Here is a 14,800-nt window from a genome sequence, read left to right as displayed (position 1 = left end):
GTCTGTCCGTGGCAGGTCAGAGGGCGAGGCCCGTGAGGACCAGGACTCGTTCGTAGGTGTAGTCGTCCATCGCGAACTTGACGCCCTCGCGGCCGACGCCGGACTGCTTGGCGCCGCCGTACGGCATCTGGTCGGCGCGGTAGGAGGGGACGTCTCCGACGACCACGCCGCCGACCTCCAGCGCGCGGTGGGCGCGGAAGGCGGCCTGGAGGTCGTGGGTGAACACGCCCGCCTGGAGGCCGTACTTGGAGTCGTTGACGGCGGCGAAGGCCTCGGCCTCGCCATTCACCTTCTGCACGGTGAGGACGGGTCCGAAGATCTCCTCGCAGGCGACGTTGGTGCCGGCCGGGACGTCGGTGAGGACGGTCGGCGCGAAGGTGGCTCCGTCGCGGTCACCGCCGGTGACCAGCGTGGCGCCGGCCTCGATGGCCTCCTTCACCCAGGCCTCGACACGCTCGGCGGCGGCCTCGCTGACCAGCGGTCCGACGTCGGTGTTGTCGTCGGCGGGGTTGCCGGTGACCTGGGCCTCGACGGCGGCGACGATGCGCGGGAGGAGTCGGTCGTAGACGGACGCGTCGGCGATGACCCGCTGCACCGAGATGCAGGACTGGCCGCCCTGGTAGTTCGAGAAGGTCGCGATGCGGGTCGCGGCCCAGTCGAGGTCGGCGTCGGAGGAGTAGTCGCCGAGGACGACAGCCGCGCCGTTGCCGCCGAGCTCCAGGGTGCAGTGCTTGCGGGGCACCGAGTCCATGATCGAGTAGCCGACCTTCTCGGAACCGGTGAAGGAGATGACCGGGAGGCGCTCGTCCTGGACGAGGGCGGTCATCTTGTCGTTGGCGACCGGGAGGACCGACCAGGAGCCGACGGGGAGACCGGTGGTCTCGGCGAGCAGGTCGCCGATGATCAGGCCGGAGAGGGGGGTCGCGGGGGCCGGCTTCAGGATGATCGGCACGCCGGCGGCGATGGCCGGGGCGATCTTGTGCGCGCAGAGGTTGAGGGGGAAGTTGAACGGCGCGATGCCGAGGACGACCCCCTTCGGGAAGCGGCGGGTCAGCGCGAGGCGACCCTGGCCGCCGAGGTCGGTGTCGAGGCGCTGGGCCTCGCCGCTGTTGAAGCGGCGGGCCTCCTCGGCCGCGAACCGGAAGACGGAGACGGCACGGCCGACCTCGCCGCGGGCCCACTTGATGGGCTTGCCGTTCTCGGCGGAGATCAGCCGGGCTATCTCCTCGGTGCGCTCGACGAGGCGCCGGCTGACGTGGTCGAGGGCGGCGGCGCGGACATGGGCCGGGGTGGCGGCGAACTCGTCCCGTACGGCGTACGCGGCGGCGACGGCTTCCTCGACCTGGGCGTCGGTCGGTACGCCGACCTTGCCGACGAGACGGCCGTCCCACGGGTTGGTGACGTCGAAGGTGTCCTCGCCGGTGACCTGGCGGCCGGCGAGCCAGAAGGCGTGCGTGGAGGTCATGAGGATCCCGGCCTTTCCGCGTATGGGATGTGCACTTGGCTTTCGCTGTCCACGGTAGGCGCGGCAGCGGGAAGCGGCGTTTGTCCGGGGTGTAGTGATGGGAGGCGGCGCCGCGCCGGTTTGGCGCAGTGACGGAGCGGTCTCACTCCGTCGACGTCGCCTTCAGGGCCAGCCAGAGTTCCATCCGCACGTCCGGGTCGTCCAGGGAGCGGCCCAGGATCTCCTCCACCCTGCGCATCCGGTAGCGGAGCGTGTGGCGGTGGACGCCCAGGTCGGCCGCCGCCGCGTCCCACTGGCCGTGCCGGGACAGCCACGCCCTGAGGGAGGCCACCAGGTCTCCCCGGCCCGTGGCGTCGTGTTCGTACAGGGCTCGCAGCAGACCGTCGGCGAACGCCTTCACCGCGTCGTCGGCCAGCAGGGGAAGCACCGACCCCGACGCCAGCTGCTCGTGCTCCACCAGGACCCGTCCCCGCCGCCGGGCCACGGACTGCGCCTGTTCGGCCTGCTTGTAGGCGGCGGCCGCGGCGATCGGGCCGGACGGGGCGGAGAGGCCCACGACCGCTTCGTCGTCCTCCCCGCCGCCCTGCTCCGCCGTCCCCGCCCGCGCGGCCTCCCGCGCCGCCGCGTAGTCCAGGCACGCCGTCACCGCCGCACCTCCGTCCGCGGCCAGCACCACCAGCCGCTCCCCTTCTGGCACCACCAGCACGGCCTCCCCGGCGCGCGCCGCCGCCGACTCCACCGCCTCCGCGAGCCCGGCCAGCCGTTCGCCGTCCGCGTCCGCGACGATCACCCGGAACGGGGCGTCGAGCAGCCCGCCGTACAGGTCCCCGGCGACCCCTCGCGCATGGTCCGGCTGCCCGGCGAGCAGCATGCGCAGCACCGCCGCCCCGACCCGCTGCTCGGCCGCGTGGAGGGAGCTGGAGCGTTCCGTCGTGAGGGTCAGCAGCGCGATGGCCGAATGCACGGCGTAGCGCTCCGCCGTGCCGAGGGCCGCCGCCGTGCCGACCGCGAGGGCCGCGCGCGGTCGCCGGCCGGTCCCGAGCGAGTGCAGTTCCACCCGGTCCTCGTTGTCCGGGCCGCCGACCACAGCGGACGCCGGCGCCGGGCGCTCCCGCAGCCGTTCCACCTCCGCCGTCAGACGGCCCGCCCTGCGGCCCGCCCACTCCGGTGCCGTGGCCACCACCGCACCCGACGCGTCGTACAGCGCAGCCCAGCCGTCCACCTGCGCGGCGAGCGCGGCCAGCAGGCCCTCCGGGCCGGCGTTCAGCGCCTGCCTGGTGAGTTCGCGCTGGGCGGCGAAGCCCGCCGTCACGGCGCGGTACTGGTCGGCCGCGATGGCCGCCGAGACCGCCTTGCTGATGGCGAGGAAGGGGGTGCGGCGAGGCACCTCCAGCAGGGGCAGGCCCTCCTGTTCCGCCGCGTCGACGAGGGCCTTGGGGATGTCGTCGTAGTTGACCCCGACGGCGAAGCCGAGGCCCACCACACCGGCTCCCACCAGCCGTTTCACATAGCGCCGCATCGCCTCCGGATCCTCCGCGTCGAGCTTCAGCGCGGTGATCAGGAGCAGTTCCCCGCCCTCCATGTACGGCACCGGGTCGGCGAGTTCGCTGACATGGGCCCAGCGCACGGGTACGTCGAGGCGGTCCTCGCCCGCGCGCACGGTCAGTTTGAGCGCGGAGTGGTGGACGAGCGAGGCGAGCGTCGGAGGCATGGGGCCGATCTTCTCTTCACAGGGACTTTGGCCGTCTCGTATGAACGACCTCTATCGATTCTGCCTCACTGTACGGTCCTGTGGAGCGGCGTGTTCAGACCCGCGGACCGCCCCTCAGATCCACCAGCAGCGGTGGCGCGTGTTCGCCCTTGACGGTGGTCAGGGAGAGGACCGCATGGCCCGCCGGGACCTCGTGCGCCAGTTCGGAGGCCGACCAGCGCTCCCGCTCGACCTGCCGGACGGTGACCGCGCGGGCGGTGGGCGCCTTGCCGGTGATGACCCGGCGGACGACGGTGAACGCCTTGCCCGCGGGGGTCTCCGCGATGATCTGGCGGTCGGTGACGTCCCGGGCCTCGGTCCACTCCTTGCCCCAGACCTCGGCGAAGTCCTGGCCGTCCCAGGGGGTGAGACCGGAGAAGGCCATCCTGCAGCCGGTGGCACCCAGCAGGGGGCCGCGCAGCGGGCGGGGTACGTCGTCCAGGGTGCGCAGGGTCAGCGCCACGCCCGCGTTGGCCGAACGCAGCCGCTGTACGGCACGGACCGCCTCCGGTGTGACCACGCCCGTCGCGTCGTCCAGGAGCAGACAGGCGAAGAGCGAGCGGTCGTCCCGTACCGTCACGCTCGCCGTGAACTGGGCGAGCACCAGGCGGGCCAGGATGCGGGAGGCGTCCGCGTGGCCGCGTTCGGGCAGGTCGATGCGGACCCGGACCGGGTGGTCGAGGGCCTTGAGGGAGAAGGGGCGGGACTGGCCGGAGGTGTCGAAGAAACCGGCGAAGGCCGGGCGGTCGAGGAGGGCGATACGGTCGGCCAGGACCGCGCCCACGTCCCCGGGGTGGCCCATCTGCCGTTCCCGGGCGTCCAGTTCGCGCAGCAAGGACTCGTGTCCGGTGGCCGTGAGCGCCTTGCGGAGCGCGGCCAGCGGGCCGGCGGCGCCGTCGAGGAGCTGGCGGAGTTCGGGGACGGAGGGGAAGCGGCCGTGGACCGCCTTGAACGGGCCGAGCAGCTGGGCGAGGACGGTGGTGGAGCGGCGGCTGTCGCTGCCGGGGTGCGGGTCGGCGAGGTCGCCGACGAGGGCCTCGGCGAGTATGGCGGCGGCCTCGTCGGGGTCGGTGGTACCGCCGTACAGGTCGAGGTCGTAGACCGACTCGGGGTGGGCGATGCGGACGACGACGTCGTAGGAGTCGGCGGGTCCGAGCCCGGCGCCGGCCGCGCCGACGACGACCACGGAGGCGCGGCCGGCGAGCGCGTGCAGGCACAGCGACTCGGCGAGCGGGCGGACCAGCGCGCCGGTCTTGCCCGAGCCGACCGGGCCGACGGCGAGCAGGGAGGTGCCGAGCAGCTCGGGGCCGAGAGCGAGGCCGGCGCCCCGGTAGTGGTAGGGGTTGCGGGGGTCGTCGACCGTCGTACCGAGCCGGACCTGGCCGGTGACCAGGTCGTGCGGGGCGTGCCGGGCGGGCAGGTCGCGCTCGCCCGAGGGGTGCAGACAGGCGGCGGCGCCATCGCTGAGCACCGCACTTGTGAAGGTGGCCATGCTGTGCCGGCCGCTGCGCACGCCCTGCCAGGCGCGGGCGATCCGGGCGTGGTCCACGTCCCGCATCAGCCCGGTCCGCGCCTCGGCGGCGAGCCGGTCGGCGGCCTCGGCGGCCCCGGCCTGACGGAGGTAGAGGAACTCGGCGGGGTCCTGCTCGGGCGCGGGCGCCCGTTCGGCGGCAGGGGCGGCCTGGGCCCAGGCGGGCGGGCCGTAGCGGCGCCAGACCTCGCCCCAGCGGCCGAGGCGGCCGACGACGAGCATGATCGCAAGGGCGATCAGGCTGTAGTAGCCGTACCAGAGGAAGGCGTTGCCGACGGCGTTGTCGCTGTGCCGCCAGGAGTCCGGGGTGAACAGGTCCAGGGGCACGACCCACCAGCCGCCCAGGTAGCCGTTCCAGAGCAGCGACCAGACCAGCCAGCCGACCAGGAACGCGATCAGCGCGCCGCTGAGCAGCTGCCGGGCCGGGATCCGCTCGGGCTCCTGCTCCGGCCGCGGGGTGTACCGGAACCGCCACACCCCGGGCGCCGCCTCCGGCCTGGGCGCCCGCAGCCAGCTCAGAAAGGCCGAGCCGTCCGGCAGCGGAGGCACGGCCGGCGGTGCCGTCGGTCGCGGTGGCACCGCGGCGGCCTCGGTCGGCGTACCGCCCGCGTCCTGCGGCCCCGCCGGACGCGGCACAGGATTCGCCTGCGTGCCCCGCGCGTCCCGCGTCCCGTCGCTGTCCATCGCTCTCGCTCCCTGACCAGCCGTTCCGTCCACCGTCAGCGGCCAATCTAATGCCCCCACAAGGGGAGTTCACCGCTTACGCGGCCGAGGATCCTTGCCGTCCGGCCGCGGCCCCGCCGTCCGCGCCGTGTCCACCACGGACAACGTCACCTGTCCACTGCGGACAACGTCACTCTCCGACAACGCCCACATGGAGCATGCCCACCTCCCACACCCGGCCCTAGCCTGCGAAGAAAGAAGGAAAGCGTCCGAAAACGCACCACCGGAGTCACCCGGGAGAACACTCGGTACGCAGCCCGGAACGCGCCGGTTCGCACGATTCATCAGGGAGCCCCCATGACCGCACTTCCGCAGGAGCGCCGCGTCGTCACCGCCATCCCCGGCCCCAAGTCGCAGGAGCTGCAGACCCGCCGTCTCGCCGCGGTCGCGCAGGGCGTCGGTTCCGTGCTGCCGGTGTTCACCGCCCGCGCGGGTGGCGGCATCATCGAGGACGTCGACGGCAACCGTCTGATCGACTTCGGTTCCGGTATCGCCGTGACCTCCGTGGGCGCCTCCGCCGAGGCCGTCGTACGCCGGGCGAGCGCCCAGCTGGCCGACTTCACCCACACCTGTTTCATGGTCACCCCGTACGAGGGCTATGTGGAGGTCGCCGAGGCGCTCGCCGAGCTGACCCCCGGTGACCACGCCAAGAAGAGCGCCCTGTTCAACTCCGGTGCCGAGGCCGTCGAGAACGCCGTCAAGATCGCGCGTGCGTACACCAAGCGGCAGGCCGTGGTCGTCTTCGACCACGGTTACCACGGCCGGACCAACCTGACGATGGCGCTCACCGCCAAGAACATGCCGTACAAGCACGGCTTCGGGCCCTTCGCCCCCGAGGTCTACCGCGTCCCGGTCGCCTACGGCTACCGCTGGCCGACCGGTGCGGAGAACGCGGGCCCCGAGGCCGCCAAGCAGGCCATCGACCAGATGTCCAAGCAGGTCGGCGCGGACAACATCGCCGCGATCATCATCGAGCCGGTGCTCGGCGAGGGCGGCTTCATCGAGCCGGCCAAGGGCTTCCTGCCGGCGATCAGCCAGTTCGCCAAGGACAACGGCATCGTCTTCGTCGCGGACGAGATCCAGTCCGGGTTCTGCCGTACGGGCCAGTGGTTCGCCTGCGAGGACGAGGGCATCGTCCCCGACCTGATCACCACCGCCAAGGGCATCGCGGGCGGTCTGCCGCTCGCCGCCGTCACCGGTCGCGCCGAGATCATGGACGCCGCGCACGCCGGCGGTCTGGGCGGCACCTACGGCGGCAACCCGGTCGCCTGCGCCGGTGCGCTCGGCGCCATCGAGACGATGAAGGAGCTCGACCTCAACGCCAGGGCGAAGGCCATCGAGGCGATCATGAAGCCCCGCCTCACCGCCATGGCCGAGAAGTTCGACGTCATCGGTGACGTCCGCGGCCGCGGCGCGATGATCGCCATCGAGCTGGTCAAGGACCGTACGACGAAGGAGCCCAACCCGGAGGCGACCGCCGCCCTCGCCAAGGCCTGCCACCAGGAGGGCCTGCTGGTCCTGACCTGTGGCACCTACGGCAACGTGCTGCGGTTCCTGCCCCCGCTGGTCATCGGCGAGGACCTCCTCAACGAGGGCCTGGACATCATCGAGCAGGCCTTCGCCCGGATCTGAGTCACAGGCTTCTCGCAGCCGGCTCAAAGGCTGTCGAACCCCTGTGCCACCACCGCCCCACCCCTCCCACCTGGTGTGATGTGAGGGGCTGGGGCGGCCCCCGTCAGGCCGTGTGAAGAAGGTGTGCGGGGTGGATGACGGGACGCGATTCCGCCTGTCGCGGCACCCGCCCCTGCCGTAGGTTCTATCCAGATGAGAGATACACCCCGCCCACAGGGGACTGTGGGCGATTTCAGGCCGGGGCCTCCCCAGCTTCGACCTGGTCGTGCCCTCGCGCACACAACCGGGGCCTCCGGCTCCGGATCTCCTCACCGATCGGACGGTCGCCCGCCCCAAACCCCCCGGGGCGCGCGGCGTTCCGATCCGGACGGCCGCCTCGGAACCACCCCCCCTGTTCCGGGGCGGCCGACCTCCTTCCTCCTCTTTCCCCTCCTGGGACTCCTGGGCCTGCCGGCCCTCCTCTTCGCGCTGATCACCTGGCAGGTCGTCGCCCATGGCCCGCTGCTCCGCCTGGACAGCCGTCTGAGCAGCGCACTCGTCCATCCGGACCGGTTCTCCTCCGGCCTCTCCGACCTCGGGAACGTGCAGGTCGCCATCCCGGTCCTGGTGGCCGTCATCGGCTACGTCGCCTGGCGCGGGCGTGCCACCGGTACAGACCGCTGGTGGCTGCCGCCCACGGCCGCCGCCGTCCTGATGGCCCTGGTCCCCGCGATCATCGTGCCGCTCAAGGACTGGACCGCCCGCCCGGGAACCCCCGTGGTACCCCCGGCGGTCGGCTACTTCCCCTCCGGGCACACGGCCACCGCAGCGATCGCGTACGGCTCGTCGACCCTGGTCCTCCTCCCCTGGCTGGCCTCCGCGCGGGCCCGCCGGCTGGCCGTCGGGATCTGCGCGGCCCTGGTCCTGGGCGTCTCCTACGGCCTGGTCCGGCGGGGCTGGCACTGGCCGCTGGACGTGGTGGCCAGCTGGTGCCTGGCCACCGTCCTGCTGACGGCGCTGAGACTGCTGCTCAGCCGAAGTACGCGTCGAAGTTCTTCTGGAACTCCCAGTTCGAGTACCGGTCCCAGTTGACCGACCAGGTCATCAGGCCTCGCAGCGCCGGCCAGGTGCCGTGCGTGCCGTACGACCCGCAGTTCGTCTTCTTCGTCAGACAGTCCAGGGCCTCGGTGACCTCGGACGGGGCCACATAGCCGTTGCCCGCGTCGGTCGACGCCGGCATGCCGATCGCCACCTGGTCGGGACGGAGCGCCGGGAAGACGTTGTCGGCGTCGCCCGCCACCGGGAAGCCGGTCAGCAGCATGTCGGTCATCGCGATTTGACATCCTTGCGCGAACCACAAGGACCTCCGGACGTGGGGGAATTGGAGGGTGGGAGCGCGCTCAATTTGGTCCAGACCAATCAACTTGTCAAGATCTGCGGCAAAGCACCCCGAAGGGGCGCTGGGGGTACCCCCGGCCGAAGGCTGGGGGAGGAACTGCGCGACCAGCCACGACGAATCCGCAGCCGACCGACGACCCACGCACGAACGGCGCCTAGTCGTCGGCCAACCCCGCCGCCGCCTCATGCATGGCCAGTTCCAACAGCGCCGGATCCGTCAACGTCCCGGACCCGTCCGGCGCCACCAGCCACCGCATCCCCCGGCTCGCCCGCCCGGGATACGGCACGACGATCCAGGTCCCGGCCCCCGCCGTGCGGATCCCCGTACCGAGCCACCGCGCGGCCGTTCCGGGCGGCACGAAGAAGCCCACCCGGTTGTCCCCGAAGTCGACCAGGACAGGCCCCGGCTGATCGAGGACGCGGGTGAGCACGTCGAGGGTGGGACAGCCGAGTTCGCCCGGCAGGATCAGCACGTCCCAGGCCCTGCCCGCGGGCAGCAGCGCGATCCCCAGGGGGTTGCGCTCCCATTCCCGGCGACAGGACTCGGGATCCGGTGCGACGGATGCCAGCCACTCGACCGCCGTCTTCGCCCCAGTCATCAGAGGACCTCCCCAGCTCACACGCGGACGCGGATATCGCGCCACGGGGAGAGAGGGAGGTCCTCCGCGAGCATTACGCGGCTTTCGGCAGGCTTTTGAAGTGACCTGGGTCACATATCAGAAGGTCAGCTGTCGAAACCCAGTCCCAGCCGGTCCATCGCCCTGAGCCACAGGTTCCGGTGCCCGCCATGCGCGTCCGCGCGGGCCAGCGACCACTTGGTGAGGGCGATGCCCGTCCAGGCGAACGGCTCGGGCGGGAACGGCAGCGGTTTCTTGCGGACCATCTCCAGGCGGGTGCGCTCGGTCTCCTCCCCCGACAGCAGGTCCAGCATCACGTCGGCGCCGAATCGCGTCGCGCCGACACCGAGGCCGGTGTAGCCCGCCGCGTACGCCACCTTCCCCTGGTGCGCGGTGCCGAAGAACGCCGAGAAACGGGAGCAGGTGTCGATCGCGCCGCCCCAGGCGTGCGTGAAGCGGACGCCCTCCAGCTGCGGGAAGCAGCTGAAGAAGTGCCCGGCGAGCTTGGCGTAGGTCTCCGGGCGGTCGTCGTACTCACGGCGCACCCGGCCGCCGTAGTGGTGGATCGCGTCGTAGCCGCCCCAGAGGATGCGGTTGTCGGCGGAGAGGCGGAAGTAGTGGAACTGGTTGGCGGAGTCGCCGAGGCCCTGCCGGTTCTTCCAGCCGATCGCGCCGAGCTGCTCGGCGGTGAGCGGCTCGGTCATCAGGGCGTAGTCGTAGACCGGGACGGTGTAGGCGCGGACCCGCTTGAGCAGGCTCGGGAAGATGTTGGTGCAGAGCGCGACCCGGCGGGCGCGGACCGAGCCGTACGGGGTGCGTACGGCCATGCCGGCGCCGTACGCCTTCAGGTCGAGGGCGGGCGTGTGCTCGTACACGCGGACGCCGAGTGCGAGGCAGGCCTGCTTGAGACCCCAGGCGAGCCTGGCCGGGTTGAGCATGGCCACGCCCCGCCGGTCCCACAGGCCGGCCTCGAAGGTGGGCGAGGCGACCTGCGCGCGCACCTCGTCGGCGTCGAGGAACTCGATGCCGTCCGCGAGGCCCTTCTGCTCCAGTTGCTTGTGCCAGTCGCGGAGTTCCCAGGCCTGGTAGGTCTCGGTGGCGACGTCGATCTCGCCGGTGCGCTCGAACTCGCAGTCGATGCCGTGCCGGGTGACGGCGGCCTCGATCTCGTCGAGGTTGCGCCGGCCCAGCTCCTGGAGTGTGTGGATCTCGTCGGGCCAGCGGGCGAGCCCGTTGGGCAGCCCGTGGGTGAGGGAGGCGGCGCAGAAGCCGCCGTTGCGGCCCGAGGCGGCCCAGCCCACCTCATGGCCTTCCAGCAGGACCACATCGCGCCCGGGGTCGCGCTCCTTGGCGTTGAGCGCGGTCCACAGTCCGCTGTACCCGCCGCCGACGACCAGCAGGTCGCAGGTGTCGGCGCCGGTGAGCGCGGGCTCGGGGTGGGGCTTGCCGGGGTCTTCCAGCCAGTACGGCACCGGCTGTGCTTCGGAAAGTGACTTGGTCCAATCTGCCTGACGGCTCATGGCGCTTGGGGCCATGATTTTCAACTCCCTACAGAGTCAATTAAGGGTTATGCCTTTTGCCTGTTGCGGCGGTTGTTGATGAGCATCGACGCCAGCACGAACAGTACGGCGACCAGGAACATGGCCGTACCGATGACGTTGATCTGAACGGGCGTACCGCGCTGTGCCGAACCCCAGACGAACATGGGGAAGGTGACGGTGGAGCCCGCGTTGAAATTGGTGATGATGAAATCGTCGAAGGAGAGCGCGAAGGACAGCAGCGCACCCGCCGCGATTCCGGGGGCCGCGATGGGGAGGGTGACCCTGACGAACGTCTGCACCGGTCCGGCGTAGAGGTCCCGGGCCGCCTCCTCCAGGCGCGGGTCCATCGACATCACACGCGCCTTGACCGCGGTGACGACGAAGCTGAGGCAGAACATGATGTGGGCGATCAGAATGGTGTAGAAGCCCAGCTGGGCGCCCATGTTGAGGAACAGGGTGAGCAGCGAGGCCGCCATCACGACCTCGGGCATGGCCATCGGCAGGAAGATCAGCGAGTTCACGGCGCCGCGCGCCCGGAAGCGGTAGCGGACCAGCGCGAAGGCGATCATCGTGCCGAGGACGGTGGCCCCGATCGTCGCGAGGGCGGCGATCCGGAGGCTGATGGAGAGCGAGCCGCACATGTCGGCGACCCCGCACGGCTGTTTCCAGGCGTCGAGCGAGAACTGCTGCCATTCGTAGTTGAAGCGCCCCTTCGGTTTGTTGAAGGAGAACACCGTGACAATGACGTTCGGAAGCAGGAGATATCCGAGGGTCAGCAGTCCCGCGATGACGACGAGATTCTTCTTGAGCCAGTTGACGAAGGGCATTTAGACCAGATCCTCCGTCCCGGACCGGCGAATGTAGATCGTGACCATGGCGAGGATCGCGGCCATGAGGATGAAGGACAGCGCGGCCGCCGTCGGGTAGTCCAGGATCCGCAGGAACTGCGTCTGGATCACGTTTCCGATCATGCGGGTGTCGGTCGAGCCGAGGAGTTCGGCGTTGACGTAGTCACCGGCTGCCGGGATGAAGGTCAGCAGCGTGCCGGAGACCACGCCCGGCATCGACAGCGGGAAGGTGACCTTGCGGAACGTCGTCCACGGCTTGGCGTACAGGTCGCCGGCCGCCTCGTGGAGCCGTCCGTCGATGCGCTCCAGCGAGGTGTAGAGCGGCAGGATCATGAACGGCAGGAAGTTGTACGTCAGACCGCACACCACCGCGAGCGGGGTGGCGAGCACCCGGTCGCCGGCCGTCCAGCCGAGGAAGTCGGTGAGGCTCAGGATGTGCAGTGAGTTCAGGACGTGCACGACCGGGCCGTTGTCGGCGAGGATCGTCTTCCAGGCCAGGGTGCGGATCAGGAAGCTGGTGAAGAACGGCGCGATCACCAGGATCATGATCAGGTTCCGCCAGCGCCCCGCGCGGAAGGCGATGAGGTACGCCAGCGGGTAGCCGAGCAGCAGGCACAGGACCGTGGCCGCGGCCGCGTAGAAGACGGACCGCAGGAACTGCGGCCAGTACTCGCTCAGCGCGTCCCAGTAGGTCGCGAAGTGCCAGGTGACCTTGTAGCCCTCTTCCAGGGAGCCCGTCTGGACCGACGTGGACGCCTGGTAGATCATCGGCAGCGCGAAGAAGATGATCAGCCACAGGATGCCGGGCAGCAGCAGCCAGTACGGCGTGAACCGGCCGCGCTTCCGCGCCGGCTTCTTCTCGGGGGCCGGCGCCAGGGGCGGCGGCGCTTCCGTCAGCGTGGCCATCAGGCGGCCTCCTCCTCGGTGCCGGCGTCGATGTCCTGGGCGGCGTCGAGACCGAAGGTGTGGGCCGGGCTCCAGTGCAGGACGACGTCGGCACCGGGGACGAGCCGTCCGTCGCGCTCGATGTTCTGCACGTACACCGCGAACTCGGGGCAGACCGCGCTGTCGATGACGTACTGCGTGGAGACGCCGATGAAACTGGCGTCCGCGACCTTGCCGGTGATCCGGTTGCGGCCCTCGGGGATGGAGCCCGCGTCGTCGGCGTGGGTGAGGGAGATCTTCTCGGGGCGGACCCCGACCAGCACCTTGCCGCCGGTCGTGGTCGGCGCCGAACATCGCGCCTCGGGCAGCACCAGCTTCCCGCCGCCGGCCTTGAGGATGATGTCGTCGCCGCTCTTCGTGTCGACCTCGGCCTCGATCAGGTTCGAGGTGCCGAGGAAGTTCGCCACGAAGGTCGTGTTCGGGTTCTCGTAGAGATCGGCGGGCGAGCCGAGCTGCTCCACGCGCCCCGCGTTCATCACGGCGACCGTGTCGGCCATGGTCATGGCCTCCTCCTGGTCGTGCGTGACATGCACGAAGGTGATGCCGACCTCGGTCTGGATCCGCTTGAGCTCCAGCTGCATCTGGCGGCGCAGCTTGAGGTCGAGGGCGCCGAGCGGCTCGTCGAGGAGCAGCACCTTGGGGTGGTTGATGAGCGCGCGGGCCACCGCGACCCGCTGCTGCTGGCCGCCGGAGAGCTGGTGCGGTTTCTTGCGGGCCTGCTCGCCGAGCTGGACCAGTTCCAGCATGTCCTCGACCTGCTTCTTGACGCTCTTGATGCCGCGCCGGCGCAGACCGAAGGCGACGTTCTCGAAGATGTCGAGGTGTGGGAAGAGGGCGTACGACTGGAAGACCGTGTTCACCGGCCTCTTGTACGGCGGCAGATGGGTGACGTCCTGGTCGCCGAGGTGCACGGTGCCGGTGGTCGGCTCCTCCAGGCCCGCGATCATGCGCAGGGTGGTGGTCTTGCCGCAGCCCGAGGCACCGAGGAGGGCGAAGAAGGAGCCCTGCGGCACGGTCAGGTCCATCGGCTGTACGGCGGTGAAGCCGTTGTCGTAGGTCTTGCCGATGCCGGTGAGGCGGACGTCGCCGCTGCTGTCTGTCGTCATGGTGTCGTCACGCCCCTGTGAGCTTCGCGAACTTCTGCTGGTAGGCCGTCTCTTCCTTCGAGCTCAGGGCGCGGAAGGCATGGGACTTGGCCTGCATGGCCTTGTCGGGAACGATCAGCGGGTTGCTCGCCGCCGACTTGTCGATCTTGGCAAGGTAAGGCTGTACGTCCCCGACCGGGCTGACGTAGTTGACGTAGGCGGAGAGTTCCGCGGCCGGCTCGGGCTCGTAGTAGTAGTCGATGAGCCGCTCGGCGTTCGTCTTGTGGCGCGCCTTGTTCGGGATCAGCATGTTGTCGGTCGACGTCATGTAGCCGCTGTCCGGGATGACGTAGGCGACATCCGGGTTGTCGGCCTGGAGCTGCACGATGTCGCCGCCCCAGGCGACACAGGCGGCCAGGTCGCCCTTGCTGAGGTCCGAGGTGTAGTCGTTGCCGGTGAAGCGGCGGATCTGCCCCTTGTCGACGGCCTTCTGCAGCCGCGCGATCACCGCGTCGTAGTTGTCGTCGGTGAACTTCGCCGGGTCGATGCCCATGTCGAGCATGGTCATGCCGACGGTGTCCCGCATCTCCGTGAGCAGGCCGACCCGGCCCTTGAGCGCGGGGTTGTCGAGCAGGTCGGAGACCGACTTCACCTCGACGCCGTTCAGGGCCTTCTTGTTGAAGGCGACGACGGTCGAGATGCCCTGCCAGGGGTACGAGTAGGCGCGGCCCGGGTCCCAGTCGGGGCTGCGGAACTGCTCCGACAGGTTGGCGAAGGCGTGCGGCAGGTTGGCGGCGTCCAGTTTCTGGACGTAGCCGAGCCGGATCATGCGGGCGGCCAGCCAGTCGGTGAGGACGATCAGGTCACGGCCGGTGTCCTGGCCGGCGGCGAGCTGCGGCTGGATCTTGCCGAAGAACTCGTCGTTGTCGTTGATGTCCTCGGTGTACTTGACCGTGATGCCGGTCCGCTTGCGGAACGCGTCCAGCGTGGGGTGGATCTTCCCGCTGTCGTCGACGTCGATGTACTCGGGCCAGTTGGAGAAGTTGACGACCTTCTCCGTGGCCGAGTGGTCGTCGGCGGAGACCCCGCCCTGGGACTTGCCGGCCGCGGGGATGCCGCAGGCGCTCAGCGCCCCGACGCCGCCCACCGCGAGCGCGCCGCCCAGGAACGACCGGCGGGCCAGGGCGGCCCGGCCGTTGCGGAGACTGCGCCGCATGGCGGCCACTTCGACCGGGGTAGGGCGGTCGGGCTCATACTGCCTCATGCGCTAGATGCCCTTTCGGGAA

The 14,800-nt window shown here is 70.5% G+C and carries 11 protein-coding genes and 1 pseudogene; 2 read left to right on the top strand and 10 right to left on the bottom strand.

The features are described 5' to 3' along the window. Window positions 1–16 precede the first annotated feature (16 nt). From ACIRR9_RS45375 to ACIRR9_RS45365, 3 genes are all read right to left on the bottom strand, one after another. Window positions 17–1,465 (bottom strand): aldehyde dehydrogenase family protein, encoded by a 1,449-nt coding sequence (locus ACIRR9_RS45375; RefSeq protein ID WP_316774980.1) that lies wholly within the window; start codon window positions 1,463–1,465, stop codon window positions 17–19. Window positions 1,466–1,607: 142 nt separating this feature from the next. Beyond that, the gene (locus ACIRR9_RS45370) at window positions 1,608–3,176 is read right to left on the bottom strand and encodes a PucR family transcriptional regulator (RefSeq protein ID WP_403764874.1); all 1,569 of its coding nucleotides are present in this window, start codon (window positions 3,174–3,176) and stop codon (window positions 1,608–1,610) included. A gap of 94 nt (window positions 3,177–3,270) precedes the next feature. After that, a complete protein-coding gene (locus ACIRR9_RS45365; protein ID WP_403764872.1) occupies window positions 3,271–5,430 on the bottom strand; it encodes an ATP-binding protein in 2,160 nt (719 codons plus the stop codon). Between the two features lie 336 nt (window positions 5,431–5,766). Here ACIRR9_RS45365 and gabT point away from each other — a divergent pair, with 336 nt between their 5' ends. Further along, window positions 5,767–7,101, top strand: a complete 1,335-nt coding sequence (gene gabT, locus ACIRR9_RS45360; RefSeq protein ID WP_365348636.1) for a 4-aminobutyrate--2-oxoglutarate transaminase — start codon at window positions 5,767–5,769, stop codon at window positions 7,099–7,101. Window positions 7,102–7,293: 192 nt separating this feature from the next. Then, window positions 7,294–8,172 (top strand): phosphatase PAP2 family protein, encoded by an 879-nt coding sequence (locus ACIRR9_RS45355; RefSeq protein WP_403764870.1) that lies wholly within the window; start codon window positions 7,294–7,296, stop codon window positions 8,170–8,172. Here the strand turns inward: ACIRR9_RS45355 and ACIRR9_RS45350 are convergent. The 7 genes and pseudogenes from ACIRR9_RS45350 to ACIRR9_RS45320 form a co-directional block, all read right to left on the bottom strand. Further along, window positions 8,111–8,416 (bottom strand): annotated as a pseudogene (locus ACIRR9_RS45350) (chitinase); the annotation flags it as partial. The gene ACIRR9_RS45355 and the pseudogene ACIRR9_RS45350 overlap by 62 nt on opposite strands. 217 nt (window positions 8,417–8,633) lie before the next feature. After that, window positions 8,634–9,077, bottom strand: coding sequence for a hypothetical protein (locus ACIRR9_RS45345; protein WP_403764868.1), 444 nt, complete (start codon window positions 9,075–9,077; stop codon window positions 8,634–8,636). Between the two features lie 125 nt (window positions 9,078–9,202). Continuing rightward, window positions 9,203–10,630: an NAD(P)/FAD-dependent oxidoreductase gene (locus ACIRR9_RS45340; protein ID WP_403764866.1), complete on the bottom strand. Its 1,428-nt coding sequence runs from the start codon at window positions 10,628–10,630 to the stop codon at window positions 9,203–9,205. 32 nt (window positions 10,631–10,662) lie between these two features. Beyond that, the gene (locus ACIRR9_RS45335; protein ID WP_123973793.1) at window positions 10,663–11,463 is read right to left on the bottom strand and encodes an ABC transporter permease; all 801 of its coding nucleotides are present in this window, start codon (window positions 11,461–11,463) and stop codon (window positions 10,663–10,665) included. Continuing rightward, window positions 11,464–12,390, bottom strand: a complete 927-nt coding sequence (locus ACIRR9_RS45330) for an ABC transporter permease (RefSeq protein ID WP_123973794.1) — start codon at window positions 12,388–12,390, stop codon at window positions 11,464–11,466. After that, the gene (locus ACIRR9_RS45325; protein WP_365348624.1) at window positions 12,390–13,535 is read right to left on the bottom strand and encodes an ABC transporter ATP-binding protein; all 1,146 of its coding nucleotides are present in this window, start codon (window positions 13,533–13,535) and stop codon (window positions 12,390–12,392) included. The genes ACIRR9_RS45330 and ACIRR9_RS45325 overlap by 1 nt, the downstream gene beginning before the upstream one ends. Before the next feature lie 7 nt (window positions 13,536–13,542). After that, entirely contained in the window at window positions 13,543–14,778 is a 1,236-nt protein-coding gene (locus tag ACIRR9_RS45320) for a PotD/PotF family extracellular solute-binding protein (RefSeq protein ID WP_403764863.1), read from the bottom strand. Window positions 14,779–14,800 lie beyond the last annotated feature (22 nt).

This window comes from Streptomyces sp. NPDC101234, assembly GCF_044767525.1.
Classification (GTDB): domain Bacteria; phylum Actinomycetota; class Actinomycetes; order Streptomycetales; family Streptomycetaceae; genus Streptomyces; species Streptomyces sasae.
The sequence above is the reverse complement of the archived record's forward strand: the minus strand, read 5'-3'. Positions and strand labels throughout refer to the sequence as shown.

Bases quoted from the DNA above. Each gene is read 5' to 3' on its own strand.
- ACIRR9_RS45375 (WP_316774980.1), bottom strand. From the start codon at position 1,465: ATGACCTCCACGCACGCCTTCTGGCTCGCCGGCCGCCAGGTCACCGGC.
- ACIRR9_RS45370 (WP_403764874.1), bottom strand. From the start codon at position 3,176: ATGCCTCCGACGCTCGCCTCGCTCGTCCACCACTCCGCGCTCAAACTG.
- ACIRR9_RS45365 (WP_403764872.1), bottom strand. From the start codon at position 5,430: ATGGACAGCGACGGGACGCGGGACGCGCGGGGCACGCAGGCGAATCCT.
- gabT (WP_365348636.1), top strand. From the start codon at position 5,767: ATGACCGCACTTCCGCAGGAGCGCCGCGTCGTCACCGCCATCCCCGGC.
- ACIRR9_RS45355 (WP_403764870.1), top strand. From the start codon at position 7,294: ATGAGAGATACACCCCGCCCACAGGGGACTGTGGGCGATTTCAGGCCG.
- ACIRR9_RS45345 (WP_403764868.1), bottom strand. From the start codon at position 9,077: ATGACTGGGGCGAAGACGGCGGTCGAGTGGCTGGCATCCGTCGCACCG.
- ACIRR9_RS45340 (WP_403764866.1), bottom strand. From the start codon at position 10,630: ATGGCCCCAAGCGCCATGAGCCGTCAGGCAGATTGGACCAAGTCACTT.
- ACIRR9_RS45335 (WP_123973793.1), bottom strand. From the start codon at position 11,463: ATGCCCTTCGTCAACTGGCTCAAGAAGAATCTCGTCGTCATCGCGGGA.
- ACIRR9_RS45330 (WP_123973794.1), bottom strand. From the start codon at position 12,390: ATGGCCACGCTGACGGAAGCGCCGCCGCCCCTGGCGCCGGCCCCCGAG.
- ACIRR9_RS45325 (WP_365348624.1), bottom strand. From the start codon at position 13,535: ATGACGACAGACAGCAGCGGCGACGTCCGCCTCACCGGCATCGGCAAG.
- ACIRR9_RS45320 (WP_403764863.1), bottom strand. From the start codon at position 14,778: ATGAGGCAGTATGAGCCCGACCGCCCTACCCCGGTCGAAGTGGCCGCC.